Consider the following 21,493-nt stretch of genomic DNA (forward strand, 5'->3'; position numbering starts at 1 on the left):
AATACTAAAAACACCGATACCTTCATACGGACATACCATGTCTACAGCACTACTCAAAACGCGTTCAGCACAGGACGCGGTACCAGACCCGTTGGACGTTGCGGCCGAACTGGCCGGGCGTCTTGCGGAAACCGCCAATGCCCGCGACCAGGCCGGCGGCCATGCGGCGCAGGAGCGTGAATGGATACGCGACTCCGGCCTGCTCACGCTGTCGATCCCCACCGAATATGGCGGCCAGGGCGCGGACTGGCCCACGGTCTGCCACGTCATCCGCATACTGGCCCGCGCCGACAGCGCTCTGGCCCACGTCTTCGGCTTCCATCATCTGCAGCTCGCCGGCATACAGTTGTACGGCACGCCGCAACAGCAGCGCCGCTTCCTGACGCAGACCGTCGAACAGCGCCTGTTCTGGGGCAATGCGCTCAATCCGCTGGACCGCCGCACCATCGCCGCCGACGCCGACTACGGCTTCGTGCTTGACGGCGTCAAGAGTTTCTCATCCGGCTCGGTGGGCTCTGACTGGCTGACCATCTCCGCCTGGCATGAGGAATCGCAGAGCGCCCTGATCGGCGTTGTGCCGACCCGCCAGCAAGGCGTGGAAGTACAGGCCGACTGGGACGCCTTCGGCCAGCGCCAGACCGACAGCGGCAATGTGCACTTCACGCAGGTGCCGCTGCCGTCCACGCAGGTGCTGCAGGCGCCCGGCCATGCGCCAACACCGCAGGCCACGCTGCGCTCGCAAGTGGCGCAACTGATCATGGCCAATCTCTACCTCGGCATAGGCGAAGGTGCGTTCGAGGCGGCGCGGGCCTACACCGTCGACGAGGCGCGGCCGTGGTTCGCATCCGGCGTGGCCAGCGCCGCTGCCGATCCGCTGATCCAGCATCGCTACGGACAGTTGTGGCTCAAGCTGCGGCCCGCCGCCGTACTGGCCGACCACGCCGCGCAGGAACTGGAGCGCTTGTTCCGCCTTGGCGCCGCCGTCACGGCACGGCAGCGCGGCGAGCTGGCGATTGCGGTGGCCGAGGCCAAGGTGTTGGCCCACACGGCCGGCGTCGATGTCAGCAACCAGATCTTCGAACTGACCGGCGCCCGTTCCACGTCCGCCAAATACGGCTACGACCGTTTCTGGCGCAACGTCCGCGTGCACACGCTGCACGACCCGGTCGACTACAAACTGCGCGACCTCGGACGCTACGCGCTCGACGGCACGTTGCCTGAACCAACCGCATATTCATAATGACTACTCCCCTGATCCGCATCGAACATGCGAGCAAAACCTTTGCGCTGCCCGACGGCGGCGAGTTCCACGCCGTGCGCGACGTGTCGCTGGACGTGCACGAAGGCGAAATCTTCGGCCTGATCGGCAAGAGCGGTGCCGGCAAGTCCACCTTGCTGCGCCTGATTAACCTGCTGGAGCAGCCTGACAGCGGCTCCGTGGCCGTCGACGGCCGCGAGCTGACCGCCCTGTCGCGGCGTGACCTGCGCGATGCGCGGCGCAATATCGGCATGATCTTCCAGCAGTTCAACCTGCTGCAGAACGCGACAGTGTTCGACAACGTCGCCTTCCCGTTGCGCATCCACGGCGGCTTGACGGCGCAGCAGATCGCCGCGCGCGTCAACGATTGCCTGGAGCTGGTTGAACTGAGCGGCAAGACGGCCAGCTATCCGGCGCAACTGTCGGGCGGCCAGAAGCAGCGCGTCGCCATCGCGCGGGCGCTGGCCAGCGGATCGGCCGTGCTGCTGTGCGACGAGCCGACATCCGCGCTGGATGCCGAGACCACGCGCGCGCTGCTCGCCACGCTGCGCGACATCAACCAGCGCCTGGCGGTGACCATCGTCATCGTTAGCCACGAGCTGTCGGTGCTGGGAGAAATCTGCAATCGCGTTGCCGTGATCAAAGACGGCGCCATCGCCGAACAATTCGTCCTCGACGACGCCGCCGACCTGGCCGCGCCGCGCAAGACCGCGCTGGGACGGGAGTTGGCCGCCATGCGCACCGCCAACTCGCTGGCCGCCAGCGACGCCACCCCGGAGGCGGCCTATGTCTGAACTTGCCATCTCGCTGACCAACATCATCGCCATGCTGCCGGAAATGTGGACCGCCCTGGGCCAGACATTGGCGATGCTCGGCATCGGCCTGTCCGCCGCGGTGCTGATCGGCGGCCCGCTCGGCATCGTGCTGTTTTTGGTCGCCGACGGACAATCGCTGCAAAACCGTCCCGCCGCGCTGGTGCTCGGCTGGCTGGTGAACACCGTCCGTTCCTTCCCGTTCATCATCCTGCTGGTGGCGCTGGTGCCGTTCACCCGCATTGTCGCCGGCACCTCGATCGGCCCGCTGGCCGCCGCCGTGCCGCTGTCGTTCGCCGCCGTGCCCTACTTCGCCCGCATGGTCGAACAGAACCTGCGCGAAGTGCCGCGCGGCGTCATCGAAGCGGCGCACGCGATGGGCGCGTCGGAACTGCAGATCGTGCTGCGCGTGCTGCTGGTGGAAGCGCGCTCCGGCCTGGTGCTGGCGCTGACCGTGCTGTCGATCAGCTTCCTTTCCTATTCCGCCGTGGCCGGCGTGGTGGGCGGCGGCGGTATCGGCGACCTCGCCATCCGCTACGGCTACTACCGCTTCGAGACCGACATCATGGTCGCCACCGTCGCCATCCTCATCGCCATGGTGCAACTGATCCAGTTCACCGGCAACCGCATCGCCAAACGTATCGACAAACGCTAACAAGGAAAAATCATGAACACTCGCCGTAACCTGCTGCTGGCAGCATTGACCATCGCCTTCGGCATCGCCGCCCCGGCCAACGCCAAGGATCCGAAAGAACTGGTGATCGGCACCAGCGCCGGGCCGTATGCCGACCAGGTCAAGCTGGGCATCAAGCCTATCCTGGAAAAGCAGGGCTACAAGGTCAAGCTGGTCGAGTTCAACGACTACATCCAGCCCAACTTCGCGCTGGCCGAAGGCTCGCTGGACGCCAACGTCTTCCAACACATCATCTACCTGAACAAATTCGCCACCGAGCACAAACTGGCGCTGACCGACCTCGTGAAGATCCCCACCGCGCCGATCGCCATCTACAGCAAGAAGCACACGACGCTGAACGACGTCAAGGAAGGCACCACCGTCGCGCTGCCGAACGACCCGACCAACCAGGCGCGCGCGCTGGTGCTGCTGGATCAACTGGGCTGGATCAAGCTGCGCGACAAGATCGATCCGATCCGCGCATCGGAAAAGGACATCGCCGTCAACACGAAGAAGATCAAGCTGATCGCGCTGGAGGCCGCGCAGCTGCCGCGCTCCCTGCAGGACACCGACTACTCCTTCGTCAACGGTAACTACGCGCTGGCCTCGGGACTGAAGCTGAAGGACGCGCTGATCACCGAGAAAATCTCGTCCAACTACGTCAACCTGGTGGCGGTCCGCACCGCCGACAAGGACAAGCAGTTCGCCAGGGATATCGCCGCTGCCTACCGCTCGCGCGAGTTCCTGGCCGTGACCAACAAGCACTTCGCCGACTACGCCAAGACCGACGACCAACTGGCACTGGAAGCCAGCGACAAGAAAACCGCGTCCAAATAATGCCCAAGCAAATACGCTTCAACGCCTTCCAGATGCAGACGGTGAGCCACCAGTCCCCGGGATTGTGGACGCACCCGCGCGACAACAGCCACCGCTACAAGGATCCCGACCACTGGACCGAACTGGCGCGGCTGCTGGAGGCCGGCCGCTTCGACGCGATATTCCTGGCCGATGTGCTGGGCGTCTACGACGTCTATCAAGGCAGCGCGGACGCGGCGCTGCGCCACGGCGTGCAGGCGCCGCTGAACGACCCGCTGGCGCTGGTGCCGCTGATGGCGCAAGCCACCACGCACCTGGGCTTCGGCGTGACGTGCGCGCTGACGTACGAGCATCCGTATACCTTTGCCCGCCGCATCTCGACGCTGGATCATCTGACGCGGGGCCGCATCGGCTGGAATATCGTCACCGGTTATCTGGACAGCGCGGCGCGCAACCTCGGCCTGGACCGCCAGTTGAGCCACGACGAGCGCTACGACCTCGCCGACGAATACATGGATGTGGTCTACAAACTGTGGGAGAAAAGCTGGGACGACGACGCGGTAGTCAACGACAAGGAGCGCGGCGTGTATGCCGAGCCGTCCCGCGTGCATCCGATCAATCACGAAGGCCGCTACTACAAGGTCCCCGGTTTCCACCTGTGCGAACCGTCGCCGCAGCGCACGCCGCTGCTGTACCAGGCAGGAACCTCGCCGCGCGGCACGGCGTTCGCGGCCAAGCACGCCGAGTGCACCTTCGTCAGCGGGCCAAGCAAGAAGGTCGTCAGGAAGTATGTGGACGACTTGCGCTCGGCGGTGCGCGCCACCGGCCGCGATGGCGACGATTTGAAGATCTATGCGCAAGCGCTGATCATCACCGCGCCAACCGAAGCCGAGGCGCGCGCCAAACACGAAGAATACCGCCGCCACATCGACATCGAGGCCGCGCTGGCCCTGCTGTCCGGCTGGACCGGCGTCGACTTCGGCAAGTTCCCGCTGGACGCGACGATCGAGTACATCGACTCCGACGCCGGCAGGTCAGCACTGGCCTCGTTCAGCCAGGCCGACCCGAACCGCAAATGGACGGTGCGCGAAGCGGCCGAATTCATCGGCCTGGGCGGACGCGGCCCGGTGCTGGTCGGCGATCCGTCACAAGTGGCGGACCAGCTGGAGGCCTGGCAGGAAGAGACCGACATCGACGGCTTCAACCTGGCGTTCGCCATCGCCCACGAGAGCATGCGCGACGTGGTGGAGCTGATCGTGCCCGAACTGCAGCGACGCGGGCGCTATCAAGTGAAATACAGCGAGGGTACGCTACGTCAAAAGGTCTTCGGGCAGGGTCCTTGCCTGTCGGCGCTTCACGCCGGCAGGCAGATAAGAATCCCGCTACCATGACCGCCCATGGCGGACCTTGCTTAGGGGTGCGTCAGGCGATAACCTGTGAGACATCACATCCGGCAAGTATCTCGCGCAGCGAAATCGCAAAAGCAGGTTGGGCTACGCGAAACCTCATTGATTCTTCCATCCCGATTTCAGCCTGGTCAGCTTTATGCCATCCTTGCTCTGCCTGGACTCTGTGAGATAGTAGTAATCGTCCCTGGGAACGAAAGGCGTGGCGGCCTCGATCGCTTGCAAGCGTGTAATGAAAGATGAAGTCTGTTCAGGCACTTCAAAAAGAAATGTGGGTTGCATGAAAAGGCGGTGCCCTCCCACCGACAGGCCCAGCGAATTACGCCCTTTGCGGGCGACTTTACGAGCCTCATCTGGAGAGGGATTGGGCAGATCCTTCCACGAAAAGGCATATGAAAGATGCAGACTCACGGAATCGACTTCCTGCCTGGGCCGGTGCTCATCCGACAACGCAAATTCCAGCGCATCGCTCAATCGGTCGCCCGGCAAGTCCCAGTTGTGAAAGATCCCCCAAACCGAGGTTGACGGTCCGAACGCGTCGAGCGCTTGCTGAAGTATGGATTCAACAACCGCCGGGTCGGTAAACTTGGTGGCGCCCAGCACGGTCAAGCGCAGTTGGGGCCGCAACTCGGAAACCGTATGGTCGCGTAAAAATGCCTGCGTCGCATCCCATGCCTGGCGAGGGTTCTGGACGCGCGGAGAGTGACCATGGGACACAGATTTGGGCGGATGATAGTACAGTAAAGGCATCAGACAGTTGCAAGTTGAACAAGTTGCCTAGAGTACCATATTACATCCATGGCAAATTCCGCGAATTGTCACTATCCTAGTCGTTGCGCATCTGCGCTTGCGAGACGTTGCTGCCCGGCGCCACGCTCTGCGTCAGCCACACATTGCCGCCGATGGTGGAGCCGGCGCCGATGGTGATGCGGCCCAGGATGGTCGCGCCGGCGTAGATCACCACGTCATCCTCCACCACCGGATGGCGCGGCACGCCCTTGATCAACACGCCTTTTTCATCCGCCGGGAAGCGCTTGGCGCCCAGGGTCACGTGCTGGTACAGGCGCACGCGCTGGCCGATGATGGCGGTCTCGCCGATCACCACGCCGGTGCCGTGGTCGATGAAGAAGCTGGCGCCGATGTGCGCGCCGGGATGGATGTCGATGCCGGTCAGCGAATGGCCGATGTCCGAGATCAGCCGCGCCAGGAACGGCGAACCCAGGCGGTGCAGGCTGTGCGCCAGCCGGTAGTACAGGATCGCGATCGTGCCCGGATAGCACAGCATGATCTCGGCCACCGAGGTCGCCGCCGGGTCGCCCGAGAACGCCGCCAGCACGTCGGACACCAGCAGCCCGCGTATCGCCGGCAAGCCCGCGGCGAACTCGCGCGTGATGGCGTTGGCCTGCGCGGTCAGCGCCTCCTCGTCCGGCGTCGCCTCTTCCGAAGAAAACTGCAGGCCGCGCCGCACCTGCTCGGTCAGGCGGTTCAGGGTCGTGGTCAGCGTGTCGCCGACGAAATAATCGATGCTCTCGTCGGTCAGGTTGGGCCTGCCGTAATGGGTCGGGAACAGCGCCGCCGACAGGCCGTTGACGATGATCGTCAGCGCCTCGCGCGACGGCAGCTCGCGCACCTTGCCGTGATGACGGATGTTGTGCGTCGCTTCGCGCGACACGCGCAGCTGCTCGATCACGCTGGCCAGGTTCCAGTGCGACGGCTTGACGCCGGTCCCATCAAATGTATCGATAGTCATAATGTCTCGAATAAAAAGCGCCCATCAAAGCAGCTTAATTGCCCTCACGGCGCAAACGAAGGAAGGAATTCGTCGTTGCATATGCGCACAGCGCATATCGCGTAAAATGCCGCGTCTACCGAACAATACAACTTTAATGAATATTCTGCTGACGCTACTCCTGGCCGGCCTGACGATGGTCGGTCCGCTGGCCATCGACACCTATTTGCCGTCGTTCCCGGCCATCGCCCAGACCTTCGACGCCAGCCCGCTGCTGATCCAGCAAACGCTGAGCATGTTCCTGTTCTGCTTTGCCTTCATGATGCTGTTCTACGGCACGCTGTCCGACTCCTTCGGCCGCCGTCCGGTGATCCTGGTGTCGCTGGTGCTGTATATCGCCGCGTCCGTCGTCGGCGCGATGGCGCCGTCGATCGGCGTGCTGCTGGCTTGCCGCATCGTCCAGGGCCTGGCGGCCGGCGCCGGCTCGGTGGTCGGCCGCGCGATCGTGCAGGACCGCTTCTCCGGCGCCGAGGCGCAGAAGATCCTGTCGCATATCATGATGGTGTTCGGCCTGGCTCCGGCCATCGCGCCGGTACTGGGCGGCTGGCTGCAGGTCAGTTTCGGCTGGCGCTCGATCTTCTGGTTCCTCAGCGGCTTCGGCATCCTGATGTTCGTCGCCGTGCAGCGCTCGCTGCCGGAAAGCCTGGCCGTCAAGGACCGCCATCCCTTCCACCTCGGCGCCATCGCGGCCAATTACTGGAAGGTGCTGTGCCACCACCACTTCCTGCTGCTGGCGATCGCGGTGGGCATGTGTTTCGCCGGCGTGGCGCTGTATATCGGCTCGGCCGCGTACTTCGTGATGAATATCCTGCACCTGCCGGAGACGGCGTTCGCCTGGATGTTCGTGCCGCTGATCAGCGGCATGGTGATCGGCTCGGCGCTGTCGGGCAAATTCGCCCACAAGTACTCGCGCAACGCGCAGGTGTGGATGGGCTTTGCGATCATGATCTCCGCCGGCGTCATCAACGTCGCCTACAATTCTTTCTACGTCGCGGCCGTGCCGTATGCCGTGATGCCGCTGTTTATCTACTCCTTCGGCCTGGCGCTGGCGATGACGCCGCTGTCACTGATCGCGCTGGAGTACTTCCCGAACAACAGCGGGCTGGCGGCGTCGATGCAGTCCTTCATCCAGATGCTGCTGTTCGCGCTGGTGTCCGGCCTGGTGGCGCCGCTGCTATTCGACAGCGCCCTGAAGCTGGCCTGGGGCGTGCTGGCCAGCCTGGTGATCAGCATGATCGCCTGGCTGCTGGCGTTGACCGGCAAGCCGAAAACACATTAACGATCAAGGCCAGGGCGTGGGATTCATATCGACATACTGCGCCCCGCCCTGCTCCGGCTCGCGGCCCGCCGGCAACCCGGCCGGCGCCTGAGCCGGATCGCGCAGGCCCAGTATCTCCTTGCGGCTTTCGACGAAATCCGCGCTGGACAAGGGATGCTCCTGATCCGGCCAATTCTCCATCGCCCACTGCTGCAACTGCTCGAAGCGCTGCCATAGCTCGTTGATGAACTGGCGGCGCTGGTCTTCGTTGTTCATGCTTCCTCCTGTGATCTGCTCCAGTATGTGGCAAACTCGCGCTATCGTCCGTTCGGCGCCGCACTAAAATAACATGGAACTCCACATCGTCATCGAAGGCAGGAAGGACCTGGGCGGGCAACTGTACCGCCAGCTCAGCGATTCGATCCGCAGCGGCAGGCTGGCGGACAAGCAGCAGCTGCCGCCTTCGCGCCTGCTGGCCGAGCAGCTCGGACTCTCGCGCAAGACCGTCTCGGACGTCTACACCCGGCTGACGCAGGAGCGGCTGGTGATCGGCCAGGTCGGCAAGGGCAGCTTCGTCAACGCGCCGGCGGAGGCCAAACCGCGCCGCCAGATCGCCGGTAACCTCGCCAGTTCCGCCATCGTCGCCAAATGGGATGCGATGCATACGCCGCTGCGCATCCCCTTCCCCGAAGGCCGCTCGCGCTATGAATTCATCGGCGGCTGCGTCACGACCGGCCAGTTCCCCAACGACGAATGGCGCCGCTGCATGCTGCACGGCCTGCGCCAGGACATCAAGGGCAGCGGCATGTACCGCCAGGCGGAGGGCATCGCCGAACTGCGCGCGGCCATCGCCCACCACGCGGCCTATGCGCGCGGCGTGGTCTGCACCGCGGCCAACGTGGTGGTCACCAACGGCGCCCAGCAGGCGCTGGACCTGCTGGGCCGCGTGCTGCTGGAACCCGGCTGCGTGGTCGCGGTCGAGGAGCCGGGCTATCCCGCCGCGCGGATGCTGTTCGCCAGCCAGGGCGCGCAGGTGGTCGGCATCGGCGTTGATGACCAGGGCATGCTGGTGGACCGGATCCCCGACGGCACGCGCCTGATCTACACCACGCCGGCGCACCAGTTCCCGCTGGGGATGCCGATGAGCGTTGCCCGCCGCGAGGCCCTGCTGGCGCGCGCGCTGCAGATCGGCGCCATCATCATCGAGGACGATTACGACAGCGAGTTCCGCTACGAAGGCCGGCCCACCGATTCGCTGCAAAGCATGGACAGGCACGGCGTGGTGGCCTTCGTCGGCACCTTCTCGAAGGTGATGCTGCCGGAACTGCGGCTGGGCTACGCGGTGCTGCCGGAGGCGGTGCTGAACGCGGTCCTCACCGTCAAGCACCTGAACGACTGGCACACCGCCACCGCCAGCCAGCACGCGCTGGCCAAGTTCATCGGCGACGGCAGCCTGTCGCGCCACATCCGCCGCTGCGGCGCGGTCTACGCCACCCGGCGCGAGCGGCTGCAATCGCTGTTCGCTGCCGAACTGTCGCCATGGTTCGAACTGGTGCCGGCCAGCGCCGGCTTCCACCTCGCGGCGCTGTGCAAGCGCCCCATCGACCTGGACCTGCTGCTGCGGCTGGCCCGGCGCGCCGATGTCGGCCTGTACCCCTTGTCGAATTTTTACGCCACGACGCCGCCCAAGGCCGGCCTGTTCCTCGGCTACGGCGGCATCGAGACGCTCGACATCGACACCGCGCTGCTGCGGGTGCGCGACATTTTGCAGCAGATGGAATAAGCCTTTTCCCATGTAGCCCATGTAGAATACGGGACGAACCGTAACCAAGACTCATCATAATGCGCCTGACCTCTTTTACCGACTATTCGCTGCGCACGCTGCTCTACCTGAGCGCCAATCGGGACCGCCTGGTTACCATCCAGGACATCGCCGACCTGCATGTGATCTCGAAGAACCACCTGATGAAGGTGGTCTACCAGTTGGGCCAGTCCGGCCTGGTGGAGACTGTACGCGGCCGCAACGGCGGGCTACGCCTGGGCAAAGAGCCCAAGGACATCAATATCGGCGCCCTGGTGCGCGCCACGGAGACGGATTTCTTCATGGCCGAGTGCTTCGACCGCGCCAACGACACCTGTCCGCTGACGCCGGACTGCAAGCTGAAACACACGCTGAACGATGCCACCAAGGCCTTCCTGGCGGTGCTCGATCAGCAAACGCTGGCCGACATGCTGCCCTCCGACCCGGCCACCGCCAAGCCTGTGCGCATCATGCGTGGCGCCGCGCGCTAAGGGATGCTTTAAGCCGCATCCTGGCGCAGCTGCGGCAGCGACGCCATCAAATCCGAGAAACGCTGCCCCTGTATCATCACGTGCTCGCGCAGCAGCTGCGCGGCCAGCTCGCCATCGCCGTCGATGATGGCCTGCACCACGCCGTCATGCTCGTGATAGGACGTGGCCAGGCGGTTGCGCACCCGTAGCTGCAAACGGCGGTAAGGCCGCAGGCGCCGGTACAGATTGCGCGTCTGCTCGATCAGGAACTGGTTATGGCTGCCGGCGTAGATCGCCTCGTGGAATACCTCGTTCTTGTAATAGTAGGCATCCGTCTCCTGCGCATCGAGCGCCTCCTGGCAGGCCTGGTGCGCCGCCAGCAAGGCCTGCTGCTCTTCGCGCGTCATGCGGCGCGCGGCCAGCCGGCCACAGGTCGCCTCCAGTTCCGACATCACCTCGAACATCTCCAGCAGCTGCTGCGGCCCCAGTTCGGCGACGATGGCGCCGCGGCGCGGACGTATCACCACCAGTCCCATCGACGCCAGCTGGATCAGCGTTTCCCGGATCGGCGTGCGCGAGACGCCGAAGCGCGTCGCCAGTTCGGTCTCGTCCAGATGCTGGCCGGGCTTCAGCTGGCCGACGGCGATCATCTCTTCTATTTCTTCACGCAGCGTTGCCGAATGGGTGCTCATGGGATCTTTCAAACCTGTGTATAACATGCCTCATTATAAATGCTGAATTTCACTTGACAATGTATTCGAACGATATATTCTTGTATACACAAAAAAGATCGTTGCATATTTAGCCCACCTTGGAGGAATTATGAGCGCAGTCACCCGTAGGTCCGTCTTGGCCGCCCTGGCCGCCAGCCCGTTGTTGTTGCAACCTGCCTGGGCGCAGAACACAACGTTAAAGATTTCGCATCAGTTTCCCGGCGGCACCGTCACCGAGGGCGACTTCCGTGACCGTCTGACCCGCATGTTCGCCGCCGAGGTGGAAAAGCGTTCCAAGGGCAGCCTCAAGTTCGAGATCTATCCCGGCTCCTCGCTGATGAAGACCAACGCCCAGTTCTCGGCCATGCGCAAGGGCGCCCTGGACATGTCGCTGGTGCCGCTGTCGTACGCCGGCGGCGAAGTCCCGGAAGTGAACATCGGCCTGATGCCCGGTCTGGTCACCTCCTACGAGCAGGCCTACGGCTGGAAGAACGCGGAAGTGGGCAAGGAATTGAACCGCATCCTGCTGGAGAAAGGCGTCGTGCTGGTAAGCTGGATCTGGCAGGCTGGCGGCGTCGCTTCGCGCACCAAGCCGATCATCGATCCGGAAGACGCCAAGGGCATGAAGATACGCGGCGGCTCGCGCGAGATGGACCTGATCCTCAAGGCAGCCGGTGCCGCCGTGGTGTCTCTGCCGTCGAATGAAATCTACGCCGCCATGCAGACTGGCGCGATGGAAGCGGCGCTGACCTCCTCCACCTCGCTGATTTCGTTCCGCCTGGAAGAAGTGTCGAAGGCGCTGACCACCGGCCGCGCGGGCGCCTACTGGTTCATGTTCGAACCGCTGATGATGTCCAAGGCCGTGTTCGACCGCCTGACCAAGGAACAGCAAGCCACCATCATGGCCGTCGGCGCCGAGATGGAAGCCTTCGCGCTGACCTCCGCCAAGGCCGACGACCAGGCGGTGGCCAACGTCTACGCCAAGGCCAAGGCCAAGGTGGTCGACCTGAACCCGGCGGCGCTGAAAAAATGGCAGGCGATCGCCCGCACCACCGCCTGGAAGGACTACGGCGAGAAGAACGAAAACTGCGCCAAACTGCTGAAACTGGCGGAGAAGACGCTATGAGCCATGGAATTGAACTGGAGCCGGCCCGCGCCGCGGCGCCGCCGGACAACGCCGTCATAGCCGGCGCCACGGCGCTGCTGGCCAAGCTCAATCAGGGACTGATGGCCGTGTCCATGGTGGCGCTGGTGCTGACAGCGTGCATCCTGACCTACTCGGTGGTGTCGCGCTACTTCTTCTCGGCGCCCACCGACTGGCAGGACGAAGCCTCCGTGTTCATGCTGGTCGGCGTGACCTTCTTCTGCACCGCCTACGTGCAGTCGCATCGCGGCCATATCGGCATCGAAGCGCTGGCCGGGCTGCTGCCGGCGCGCGTGAACGCGGTCCGGCTGTTCTTCGTCGACCTTGTGTCCGCGCTGTTCTGCGCCTTCTTCTCGTGGAAATCGTGGACGCTGTTCCATGAAGCCTATGTCGACGGCCAGACCACATCGTCGACCTTCGCGCCGCCGCTGTGGATACCCTACGCGATGATGGCCGCCGGGATGACCATCCTGACGCTGCAAATCGTGCTGCAAACGCTGGCGCGCATGACCAACAAACCCCACTCGGAGCGCGCAGCATGAGCGACCTGTCCCTTGGCGCCCTTTACGGCGCCGTTACCCTGGTAGTGATGTTCTCGGGGATGCCGATCGCCTTCGCGCTGGGCGTGGTGGCCACCGGCTTCATGTACTTCTGCATGCCGCCCTCCTCGCTCGACACAATCACGCAGAACGTCTACGAGGAAATGGCGTCGATCACGCTGCTGTCGATTCCCCTGTTTATCCTGAAGGGTGCGGCCATCGGCAAATCACCCGCCGGCAAGGACCTGTACTCAGCGATCCACACCTGGATGCACAAGATACCGGGCGGCCTGGGCATCGCCAACGTATTCGCCTGCGCGCTGTTCGCCGCGATGGCGGGTTCCTCGCCGGCGACCTGCTCGGCCATCGGTTCGGCCGGCATACCGGAAATGCGCCGCCGCGGCTACTCGCCCGGTTTCGCGGCCGGCATCATCGCCGCCGGTGGCACGCTGGGCATCCTCCTGCCGCCGTCGATCACGATGATCCTGTACGCTGTGGCCGCCGAGCAGTCGCTGGGCCGCCTGTTCCTGGCCGGGATAGGTCCCGGCGTGCTGCTGGTGGTGCTGTTTGCCGGCTACGCGATGTACCGCGCCCACAAGGAATACAAGGCCGCACTGGTCATCTACGAAAAAGGCGGCGAGAAGTCGGCCTATCTGGAAGACGAGCACTTCACGCTGGCGCAAAAGGTCGAGATGCTGCCGCGCGTGCTGCCCTTCGTCGTGCTGCTGATCGGCGTGATGATCGCGCTGTACGGCGGCTTCGCCACGCCGTCGGAAACGGCGGGCCTGGGTGCGCTGCTGGCGCTGGTGCTGCTGGCCGTTATCTACGGCGTATGGCGGCCGAAGGACTTGTCGCCCATCCTCAGCTCTTCGATCAAGGAATCGACGATGCTGCTGCTGATCATCGGCATGTCGCTGTTCTATTCGTATGTGATGAGCTATCTGCACATCAGCCAGTCGGCCGCCGCGTGGGTGGTCAGCCTGCACCTGTCGAAATGGCTGCTGCTGTCGGTGATCCTGCTGATGGTGATCGTATTCGGCTTCTTCCTGCCGCCGGTGTCGATCATCCTAATGACGGCGCCCATCATTCTGCCGCCGCTGAAGGCCGCCGGCTTCGATCTGATCTGGTTCGGCATCGTCATGACGGTGGTGATGGAGATGGGCCTGATCCATCCGCCGGTGGGATTGAACATCTTCGTCATCAAAAACATCGCGCCGGACATCCCGCTCAAGGATGTGGTGTGGGGCGTGTTCCCGTTCCTGGCGCTGATGTTCGTGGCGGTGCTGCTGTTGTGCGTGATGCCGTCGATCGCCACCGGCCTGCCTGACATGATCATGGGAGCAAAATAATGAACTGGAATACCCTTCAACAGAACCGCGCCGCGCGATTGCAGCGCGCCGGCGCGGCGCTGGGCAGCGAGCTGGATGGCAAGAGCCTGCCGGCCGCCCGCATTACCGACCTGCTGCATGCGGTGATCGAATGCGGCGACCGCGTTTGCCTTGAGGGGAACAACCAGAAGCAGGCGGACTTTCTCGGCCACGCGCTGGCGCATTTGAATCCGGAGCGCGTCAACAACCTGCACATGCTGCAGTCGGTGCTGGCGCTGCCGGAGCACCTGGACGTGTTCGAGCGCGGCGTCGCTTCGAAGCTGGACTTCTCCTTCTCCGGCCCGCAATCGGCGCGCGTGGCGCGGCTGGCGGCCGCAGGCAAGCTCAACATCGGCGCCATCCACACCTATCTGGAGCTGTTCAGCCGCTACTTCATCGACCTGCCGCCGCGCATCTGCCTGGTCGCGGCGGAAGCTGCGGACCGCCAGGGCAACCTGTACACCGGCCCGAATACCGAGGACACGCCGGCCATCGTCGAAGCCACGGCCTTCAAGCAGGGCATCGTCATCGTGCAGGTCAACCGCATCGTCGACAAGGTGCCGCGCGTGGACATACCGGGCGACTGGGTGGACTTCGTCGTGCAGTCGCCGCGCCCCTACTACATCGAGCCGCTGTTCACGCGCGACCCGGCGCAGATCTCGGAAATCCAGGTGCTGATGGCGATGATGGCGATCAAGGGCATCTACGCGGAATACGAAGTGCAGCGCCTGAACCACGGCATCGGCTTCGACACCGCCGCCATCGAACTGCTGTTGCCGACCTATGCCGAGTCGCTGGGTCTGCGCGGCAAGATCGGCAAGCACTGGGCGCTCAATCCGCACCCGGCGCTGATCCCGGCGATCGAGGCGGGCTTCGTGCAGTCGGTCCACTCCTTCGGCTCTGAATTGGGCATGGAGGACTACATCCATGCGCGGCCGGACGTTTTCGCCATCGGCCCGGACGGCACCATGCGCAGCAACCGCGCCATGTGCCAGGCGGCCGGGCACTATGCCTGCGACATGTTCATCGGGTCGACGCTGCAGGTCGATTTGCAGGGCAATTCGTCGACCGCCACCGCCGGCCGCATCGCCGGCTTCGGCGGCGCCTCCAACATGGGGGCGGACGCGCGCGGCCGGCGTCACGCCAGCCCGGCGTGGCTCAAGGCGGGACAACAGGCGCGCGAAGGCCGCAACACCATCCCGCGCGGCCAGAAGCTGGTGGTGCAGATGGTGGAGACCTTCCGCGAGCATATGCAGCCGGCCTTCGTCGAGAAGCTCGACGCGTGGGAGTTGATGGAACAGGCGAAGATGGCGATCCCGCCGGTGATGATCTACGGCGACGACGTCAGCCACATCCTGACCGAGGAAGGCATCGCCAACCTGCTGATGTGCCGCACCGACGAGGAGCGCGAGCAGGCCATACGCGGCGTGGCCGGGTACACACCGGTCGGCCTCGCGCGCGATCACCGGATGGTGGAAAACCTGCGCGACCGCGGCATCATCCAGCGCGCCGAGGACCTGGGCATCGACAAGCGCATGGCCACGCGCGACCTGCTGGCCGCCCGCAATATGAAAGACCTGGTGCGCGCATCGGGCGGTTTGTACAATCCGCCCAAGCGTTTCCGCAACTGGTAAGGAGTCTGACATGGAAACCCTGAACTACCGATTCGAACAAGGCACGCAGCACCTGAAGGCCTCGCCGCAAGTGGTGGGCGTGGTCGGCTCCGGCAACCTGGAAGTGCTGATCGAACCCGCCGAACTGAATGGCGCCTGCACCATCGAGATCACCACCGCCGCAGTCGGCTTCGGCCCGATCTGGGAGGCGGTGATGCGCGACTTCCACCAGCGCTGGCTGCTGGCCGATACCCGCATCTCCATCAACGACATGGGCGCCACGCCCGCAGTCGTCAGCCTGCGGCTGGACCAGGCGGTGCAAACCATGCTGGGAGGTTCGTGATGAGCCGCGGCGCAAGCTACCAGGAAGCGACCGCCCGCGAACGGCTGCAGCAGCTGTTCGATGCGGACAGCTTTGAAGAATTCCTGCCGCCGTCCGAGCGCGTCGTCAGCCCGCACCTGGGGCAGTTGAATGCGCCGGTGGCGTTCGACGACGGCGTTGCCGTCGGCCGGGCGAAGCTGGGCGGCGTGGCCGTCTATGCGGCGGCGCAGGAAGGTGGATTCATGGGCGGCGCGGTCGGCGAGGTGCATGGCGCCAAGCTGGTCGGACTGCTGCGGCGCGCCGTCAACGACAAGGTGGCCGCCGTGGTGCTGCTGGTGGAGTCCGGCGGCGTGCGCCTGCACGAGGCCAACGCCGGCCTGATCGCCGTGTCGGAAGTGATGCGCGCCCTGCTCGATGCGCGCGCTGCCGGCATCCCGGTGATCGCGCTGGTCGGCGGTTCCAACGGCGCCTTTGGCGGCATGGGCATCGTCACGCGCTGCGCGAACGTGGTGGTGATGTCGGAGGAAGGACGGCTGGCGATGTCCGGCCCCGAGGTCATCGAAACCGCCAACGGCGTCGAGGAATTCGATTCGCGCGACCGCGCGCTGGTATGGCGCAGCACTGGCGGCAAGCACCGCTACCTGATGGGAGATTGCCAACGCATCGTGGCCGACGACATCGCCGCCTTCCGTGGCGCCGCGCTTGATGCCGTCTCCGCACTGACCGGCGCAACTGTGGAGTTGACGCTGGAAGCGCTGGAAGCGGAGCAGCAGATGCTGGAGCAGCGCATCGCCCGCTTCGGCACCCTGCCCGATCCGGTCGACATCTGGAACGCGATGCAGATCGCGAACGCCGCCAACATTCCGATGCTGGATGTGGATAGTTTTATCGCCGCGGCCGATCCGCGCCGCATGGGAGCATAAGCACATGGACTGGAAAAAACTGGCGGACACGCTGTTCCCGCAAGGGCATACGATCGTCGAGCACAACGATTTCCTCAGCGGCGGCGCGCAAGTGGACGGACAAGCGGTGGCGGTGATCGGCACCACCGGCCATACGCCCATCGGCGTGGAGATCGCGCTGGCGCAAGCGCAGGCAATCCTGCGCACGGTTCGCGAACATCCCGGCATGCCGATACTGATGCTGATTGATACGCAGGGCCAGCGTCTGCGTCACCGCGACGAAATGCTAGGCATCAACAGCTATATGGCGCACTTGGGCAAATGCGTGGATCTGGCACGACGCAAGGGACACAAGATCATCGGACTGGTGTACGACCAGGCGCTGTCCGGCGGCTTTATCACCAGCGGCTTGATGGCCGACGCCTGCTACGCCCTGCCCGATGCGACCATCCGCGTGATGGGATTGCCGGCGATGGCGCGCATCACCAAGGTGCCGGAGGAGCGGCTGACGGAACTGGCGCAAAGTAATCCCGTGTTTGCGCCGGGGCCGGAGAACTATCTGCGGATGGGCGGCCTGGAAGCGATTTGGGCCGGCGACCTGGCAGCGCATCTGCGCACCGCGCTGGCGCAGCCGGCAAGCGGCGACCAGCGCAGCGCACTGGGCCTGCAGCGCGGCGGGCGACGCCTGGCGCAACCCGTGATCGACGCTGTGATGGGCGACGGCCATGTACGCGCCGCCTGAGTCCGAGAGCCTGGCCTTGGCCACTGCGGCCTCGCAAGGGCTGGAGCGGCACATGCTGTGCTGGCTGTGCGAGGACGGCTGGCGCGACGTGCTGCGCGCGGCGCAGCCGCAACATCGCATCGCCTTGAAGCTGTGGCAGGACCAGGATTGGCCGGCCGTGGTGCGGCGGCTGGACATCGGCGCGCAGCCGGACGAGGTTTGCCTCGGCCTGCCCCTGCCGCCCGATGAAGATACCGGCGAAAAGGTACGGATAGCCTTGCGCGTGCAGGCGGCGCATATCGCCAGGATGTCGCCCGCCGTACAGCTGCAGGCGGCGATACGCTCGTCGGGCCCGTGGAAGCAAGCGCTGACGGCGATGGAGCGCGATGCCGAAGCGTTGGATCTGCGCGTGTATGGCTCGCTGGCGATGCAGGCCTTGACCGGGCTGCTGTATCTGTCGCCGACTTCCGATATCGATATATTGTTCCATCCGCGCGGCCGACGGCAATTGACCGAGGGCGTGGCACTGCTGTCGCGGCACGCCGCGCACCTGCCGCTGGATGGCGAGATCGTTTTCCCCGGAGGGCAAGCGGTGTCGTGGAAGGAATGGAGCATGGCGATGGCGCATCCCGCCAAGGTGATGGTCAAGCAGCTGCATTCGGTCCGCCTGGCGGACACCGCTTCGCTGATGGCGACGCTGGAGGATGTGTGATGGGCGCCGTCTCGCTTCGCTCCGGATCGCGCGCCGCGGCGCCGGTTGTCGCCAGCACGCAGCTTGGCCGCAGGGCTCAGGTCCGCTTCGCGCGCGAGGTCGCGCGGCTGGCGGTGGGTAGTCTGCACGTGGAGTTGTGTCTTTATCCCAAGCCCGGACTGGTGTCGTTGGTAGACAATGGCAGCCATGACGACATGGATGCCTCCACCTTCATGCGCAGCCTGTTCTCGCTGCGTCACTACTTTAAAAAAATCTGCCTGGCGGGATTGAACGATGCGCCGTTTTCGCAGTTAAAGCAGTTGGGCATCGCGGCCGAAGCGGCGATGCTGAAGGCGACGCGTGGCGTCAACACGCATCGCGGCGCGATCTTCAGCCTCGGCATGCTGTGCGCCACCGCCGGCCGCGCCCGGGCGCAAGGCACGCCGATGACACCCGCCGCCCTGCGCGCCGCCATGTTGATACGCTGGGGCGAGGAACTGGCGATGCACGCCGCGCCGGCCGCGCCGCCGGCGCTGAGCAACGGCCTGCGGGTCGCCGCGCAGTATTCGGTGAGTGGAGCGCGCGAGGAAGGCGCGCTTGGCCTGCCCTCCGTTTTTGAAATCGGCGTACCGGCGATGCTGGCCGCGCGCGCGCGTGGCGCCAGCATGACGATGGCGCGCATCGATACGCTGTTCGTGCTAATGGCCCACATCAGCGACAGCAACGTCTACCACCGCGCCGGACCGCAGGGCGCGCACATTGTGCGCACCAGCGCGCAACGCTTCATCGACCTGGGCGGCACCGCCTATCCCGGCTGGCATGACGAAGCGCTGGCCAGCCACCGGTTGTTTGTCCAGCAGCGGCTGTCGCCGGGCGGCGCGGCCGACCTGCTGGCCGCCAGCTGCCTGGTACTCGCCATCGCCGCGCTGGACGCCAGTCAGCAATGACCATGCCCTACGGCGCTCAAGCCCGGCTGCTGCTGCTGTGCCCCGGACAAGGCGGCCAGCATCCGGCGATGTTCGACCTGGCCCGCACCAGCCCCGCCGCCAGTGCGCTGCTGGACCGCCTGGCCACGACCGGCGCATTGGACGGCGTGGACATCTACGCCAACCGCAACGCACAACCGCTGATCGTCGCCGCCACGCTGTCCATGTGGGAAGCGATCCGTGAATTCACGCCGCCGCCGGCGCTGATCGCCGGCTACAGCATCGGCGAACTGGCGGCATACGGCGTCGCCGGCGCGCTGGCGCCGGAGGCGGCGGCAGGACTGGCCGCCGAGCGCGCGCGGCTGATGGACAACTGCGCGCTGGCCCTGCCCGGTCAGGCGTTAATGGCGATCTCGGGCCTGGCGCTGCCGCGCATTCAAGCCATCCTTGCCGAACACGCCTTTTACATGAGCATAGAAAACGGCGATGACGCCTGCGTCGCCGGCGGCCCCGCGTCCGCCGCTGAGAAACTGGAACAAGCGATAGCACAAGCGGGCGGACACACCACCCGCCTGCAAGTGGAAGTCGCCTCGCACACGCCCTACATGCAGGCGGCGGTGGCGCCGTTTGCCGAGGCCTTGCGGCAAATCGGATTCGGCGACATGACGGCGCCGGTATTGGCGGGCGTCAGCGCCACCGCCGTCAGCGGCAAGACGCAAGCCGTCGATCAGCTGTCGCGCCAGCTGGCCGAAACCATCCACTGGGCCGCCTGCATGGATGCCGCCGCCGAAGCCGGCATCACCTACGCGCTGGAACTGGGTCCCGGTGCCGCGCTCGCGCGCATGATGCAGAACCGCCACCCGCACATCAATACCCGCTCGGCGGCTGACTTCCGCACGCTGGACGGCATCCGCAAATGGCTGGAACGTGCGGCGGAGGATTGATCAACGATTGTTTTGCGTGGCCCACGCGACGATGTTGGACGCATCCATTGCCCCCGGCTGGCGCGCCATCTCGCGGCCGCCCTTGAACAGGGCCAGCGTCGGGATGCTGCGGATCGCATAACGCGCCGCCAGGTCCTGCGCCTGTTCGGTATCCACCTTTACCACGCGGAATTGCGGCTCCAGCCGCTGCGTGGCTTGCGCATAAAACGGCGCCATGGTCCGGCACGGCCCGCACCACGGCGCCCAGAAGTCCACCAGCACAGGAATATCGCTGCGCTCGATATGCTTGAGGAAGCGCGCGCTGGACAACTCCACCGGCTGGCCGGTGAACAGCTCCTTCTGGCATTTTCCGCAGACCGGCTGCTGCGCCAGCTTGGCGGCGGGCACGCGGTTGACGGCGTCGCAATGGGGGCAAACTATGTGCAGCGACTCAGGCTGCGCGGCGGTGGCATTCGTCATCTTCATCTCCAGACAGCAACAAGCCGACCATGATAAAGCATGGGCAAAAAAAATGCCGCGCACGGCGACATTGCATCGCGTACGCGGCTAGGGGTTAATTCTTATCTGAATCTACATCAGGTTTCCTTGCGGGCGCCGGTCTGTTTGCTGGATTGAGCAGCTTGAGCGGCAGTCTGGGCTTGGGAAGCTTGCCCACCTTGCATGCTGCCTTCGCGGCCTTCGGTGCCGTTGTGGCCCGCGCTTTGCAGCGTCGAGCTGCTGCTGCGCATTTCATTGCCGCGCGACTGGCGCATGCCATCGGTAAAAGGGTCGGTGAATTTCTGCACGGCGTCCTGATGGCTGCGCAGGGTTTTTTCCGTTTCCTCGGACGTGACACGCGCTACCTCGTCGGCCAGGGCCTTGGCGGTACGGCTGGTTTCCTGCACGCGCTCTTCGGCGACTTTGGACAGGTCAACCTGGGTGTCCGCGGCGATGCGCGACAGGTGTTGCTGATAGGCGCGCAGCTTTTCGGCGGTAGGCTGGGCGTGGGCGGCGACGGCGGCGATTGCCTCCGTCGGACGATGCGCGGTGATCACTTGCTGGCTGACGTTGGTGCCTTCTTCCAGCAGGGTTTGTGCCAGTTGGATGTTCAGGTCGCTATATTGCTGGACGGTACGGAACAGGGACTTGGAAATGTCGTTAAAGAACGACAACTGAGCTTCCATATGGTTTTTAGCGGCGGGGGTGACAGTTTGGGAAAATGGATACATGTGATTGCCTCGAAAAGAAGTAAAAAAAGTGGCCTGGGGAATGTCGAACCGGTTTCGACGACGCGTTTTGCAGCGCGAATGCCAAGGCTACGTTAGACCGTTCCGTGACATATGATCTAG

The 21,493-nt window shown here is 64.7% G+C and carries 24 protein-coding genes; 18 read left to right on the top strand and 6 right to left on the bottom strand.

Features of this window, described 5'->3' with window-relative positions:
* The first annotated feature begins 37 nt into the window (after positions 1–37).
* The 5 genes from ACCD07_RS04725 to ACCD07_RS04745 are packed head-to-tail and all read left to right on the top strand — an operon-like array spanning position 38 to position 4,950.
* On the top strand, positions 38–1,240 hold the full coding sequence (locus tag ACCD07_RS04725) for an acyl-CoA dehydrogenase family protein (protein ID WP_413446654.1): 1,203 nt from the start codon (positions 38–40) through the stop codon (positions 1,238–1,240).
* Positions 1,240–2,052 (top strand): methionine ABC transporter ATP-binding protein, encoded by an 813-nt coding sequence (locus ACCD07_RS04730; protein WP_413446655.1) that lies wholly within the window; start codon positions 1,240–1,242, stop codon positions 2,050–2,052. Before ACCD07_RS04725 ends, ACCD07_RS04730 begins: the two co-directional genes overlap by 1 nt.
* Positions 2,045–2,725: a methionine ABC transporter permease gene (locus tag ACCD07_RS04735; protein ID WP_413446656.1), complete on the top strand. Its 681-nt coding sequence runs from the start codon at positions 2,045–2,047 to the stop codon at positions 2,723–2,725. Before ACCD07_RS04730 ends, ACCD07_RS04735 begins: the two co-directional genes overlap by 8 nt.
* A gap of 12 nt (positions 2,726–2,737) precedes the next feature.
* Positions 2,738–3,580: a MetQ/NlpA family ABC transporter substrate-binding protein gene (locus ACCD07_RS04740; RefSeq protein WP_413446657.1), complete on the top strand. Its 843-nt coding sequence runs from the start codon at positions 2,738–2,740 to the stop codon at positions 3,578–3,580.
* Positions 3,580–4,950 (top strand): LLM class flavin-dependent oxidoreductase, encoded by a 1,371-nt coding sequence (locus tag ACCD07_RS04745; RefSeq protein WP_413446658.1) that lies wholly within the window; start codon positions 3,580–3,582, stop codon positions 4,948–4,950. The genes ACCD07_RS04740 and ACCD07_RS04745 overlap by 1 nt, the downstream gene beginning before the upstream one ends.
* Positions 4,951–5,064: 114 nt before the next feature.
* Here the strand turns inward: ACCD07_RS04745 and ACCD07_RS04750 are convergent, their stop codons facing one another.
* Positions 5,065–5,715, bottom strand: coding sequence for a hypothetical protein (locus ACCD07_RS04750; RefSeq protein WP_176651388.1), 651 nt, complete (start codon positions 5,713–5,715; stop codon positions 5,065–5,067).
* 76 nt (positions 5,716–5,791) lie between these two features.
* On the bottom strand, positions 5,792–6,715 hold the full coding sequence (gene epsC / locus ACCD07_RS04755; protein WP_413446659.1) for a serine O-acetyltransferase EpsC: 924 nt from the start codon (positions 6,713–6,715) through the stop codon (positions 5,792–5,794).
* A 136-nt stretch (positions 6,716–6,851) separates the two neighbouring features.
* Here epsC and ACCD07_RS04760 point away from each other — a divergent pair, with 136 nt between their 5' ends.
* Positions 6,852–8,033 carry a multidrug effflux MFS transporter gene (locus ACCD07_RS04760; protein ID WP_413446660.1) on the top strand — a complete coding sequence of 394 codons (1,182 nt, stop codon included), beginning with the start codon at positions 6,852–6,854 and terminating at the stop codon, positions 8,031–8,033.
* Between the two features lie 3 nt (positions 8,034–8,036).
* Here ACCD07_RS04760 and ACCD07_RS04765 read toward each other — a convergent pair whose 3' ends face one another.
* Complete coding sequence (locus ACCD07_RS04765) at positions 8,037–8,288, bottom strand: hypothetical protein (protein WP_413446661.1); 252 nt, start codon at positions 8,286–8,288, stop codon at positions 8,037–8,039.
* Positions 8,289–8,361: 73 nt separating this feature from the next.
* Between ACCD07_RS04765 and ACCD07_RS04770 the strand changes: the two genes are divergently transcribed.
* Together ACCD07_RS04770 and ACCD07_RS04775 are read left to right on the top strand one after the other, a co-directional pair.
* Complete coding sequence (locus tag ACCD07_RS04770) at positions 8,362–9,795, top strand: PLP-dependent aminotransferase family protein (protein WP_413446662.1); 1,434 nt, start codon at positions 8,362–8,364, stop codon at positions 9,793–9,795.
* A 59-nt stretch (positions 9,796–9,854) separates the two neighbouring features.
* Complete coding sequence (locus ACCD07_RS04775; RefSeq protein WP_353403743.1) at positions 9,855–10,304, top strand: RrF2 family transcriptional regulator; 450 nt, start codon at positions 9,855–9,857, stop codon at positions 10,302–10,304.
* Between the two features lie 8 nt (positions 10,305–10,312).
* Here ACCD07_RS04775 and ACCD07_RS04780 read toward each other — a convergent pair whose 3' ends face one another.
* Positions 10,313–10,975 (bottom strand): GntR family transcriptional regulator, encoded by a 663-nt coding sequence (locus ACCD07_RS04780; RefSeq protein WP_176651394.1) that lies wholly within the window; start codon positions 10,973–10,975, stop codon positions 10,313–10,315.
* Positions 10,976–11,105: 130 nt separating this feature from the next.
* Between ACCD07_RS04780 and dctP the strand changes: the two genes are divergently transcribed.
* The 10 genes from dctP to ACCD07_RS04830 are packed head-to-tail and all read left to right on the top strand — an operon-like array spanning position 11,106 to position 20,165.
* Positions 11,106–12,122 carry a TRAP transporter substrate-binding protein DctP gene (dctP, locus tag ACCD07_RS04785; RefSeq protein ID WP_176651395.1) on the top strand — a complete coding sequence of 339 codons (1,017 nt, stop codon included), beginning with the start codon at positions 11,106–11,108 and terminating at the stop codon, positions 12,120–12,122.
* Complete coding sequence (locus ACCD07_RS04790) at positions 12,119–12,682, top strand: TRAP transporter small permease (RefSeq protein ID WP_176651396.1); 564 nt, start codon at positions 12,119–12,121, stop codon at positions 12,680–12,682. The genes dctP and ACCD07_RS04790 overlap by 4 nt, the downstream gene beginning before the upstream one ends.
* A complete protein-coding gene (locus ACCD07_RS04795) occupies positions 12,679–14,028 on the top strand; it encodes a TRAP transporter large permease (protein ID WP_176651397.1) in 1,350 nt (449 codons plus the stop codon). The genes ACCD07_RS04790 and ACCD07_RS04795 overlap by 4 nt, the downstream gene beginning before the upstream one ends.
* Positions 14,028–15,680: a malonate decarboxylase subunit alpha gene (gene mdcA, locus ACCD07_RS04800; RefSeq protein ID WP_413446663.1), complete on the top strand. Its 1,653-nt coding sequence runs from the start codon at positions 14,028–14,030 to the stop codon at positions 15,678–15,680. The genes ACCD07_RS04795 and mdcA overlap by 1 nt, the downstream gene beginning before the upstream one ends.
* Positions 15,681–15,690: 10 nt before the next feature.
* Positions 15,691–16,002 carry a malonate decarboxylase acyl carrier protein gene (gene mdcC / locus ACCD07_RS04805; protein WP_176651399.1) on the top strand — a complete coding sequence of 104 codons (312 nt, stop codon included), beginning with the start codon at positions 15,691–15,693 and terminating at the stop codon, positions 16,000–16,002.
* Entirely contained in the window at positions 16,002–16,904 is a 903-nt protein-coding gene (locus ACCD07_RS04810; protein ID WP_413446664.1) for a biotin-independent malonate decarboxylase subunit beta, read from the top strand. The genes mdcC and ACCD07_RS04810 overlap by 1 nt, the downstream gene beginning before the upstream one ends.
* Before the next feature lie 4 nt (positions 16,905–16,908).
* Positions 16,909–17,625, top strand: coding sequence for a biotin-independent malonate decarboxylase subunit gamma (gene mdcE, locus ACCD07_RS04815; RefSeq protein WP_176651401.1), 717 nt, complete (start codon positions 16,909–16,911; stop codon positions 17,623–17,625).
* Positions 17,609–18,316, top strand: a complete 708-nt coding sequence (mdcG, locus tag ACCD07_RS04820) for a malonate decarboxylase holo-[acyl-carrier-protein] synthase (protein WP_413446665.1) — start codon at positions 17,609–17,611, stop codon at positions 18,314–18,316. The genes mdcE and mdcG overlap by 17 nt, the downstream gene beginning before the upstream one ends.
* Positions 18,316–19,242 carry a triphosphoribosyl-dephospho-CoA synthase MdcB gene (gene mdcB / locus ACCD07_RS04825; protein WP_413446666.1) on the top strand — a complete coding sequence of 309 codons (927 nt, stop codon included), beginning with the start codon at positions 18,316–18,318 and terminating at the stop codon, positions 19,240–19,242. The genes mdcG and mdcB overlap by 1 nt, the downstream gene beginning before the upstream one ends.
* The gene (locus ACCD07_RS04830; protein ID WP_413446667.1) at positions 19,239–20,165 is read left to right on the top strand and encodes an ACP S-malonyltransferase; all 927 of its coding nucleotides are present in this window, start codon (positions 19,239–19,241) and stop codon (positions 20,163–20,165) included. The genes mdcB and ACCD07_RS04830 overlap by 4 nt, the downstream gene beginning before the upstream one ends.
* Here the strand turns inward: ACCD07_RS04830 and trxC are convergent, their stop codons facing one another.
* Positions 20,166–20,624, bottom strand: a complete 459-nt coding sequence (gene trxC, locus ACCD07_RS04835; RefSeq protein WP_176651404.1) for a thioredoxin TrxC — start codon at positions 20,622–20,624, stop codon at positions 20,166–20,168.
* A 116-nt stretch (positions 20,625–20,740) separates the two neighbouring features.
* Positions 20,741–21,373 (bottom strand): phasin family protein, encoded by a 633-nt coding sequence (locus tag ACCD07_RS04840; protein ID WP_176651405.1) that lies wholly within the window; start codon positions 21,371–21,373, stop codon positions 20,741–20,743.
* Positions 21,374–21,493 lie beyond the last annotated feature (120 nt).

The organism is Duganella sp. Dugasp56 (assembly GCF_047304105.1).
Lineage (GTDB): Bacteria > Pseudomonadota > Gammaproteobacteria > Burkholderiales > Burkholderiaceae_D > Rugamonas > Rugamonas hordei.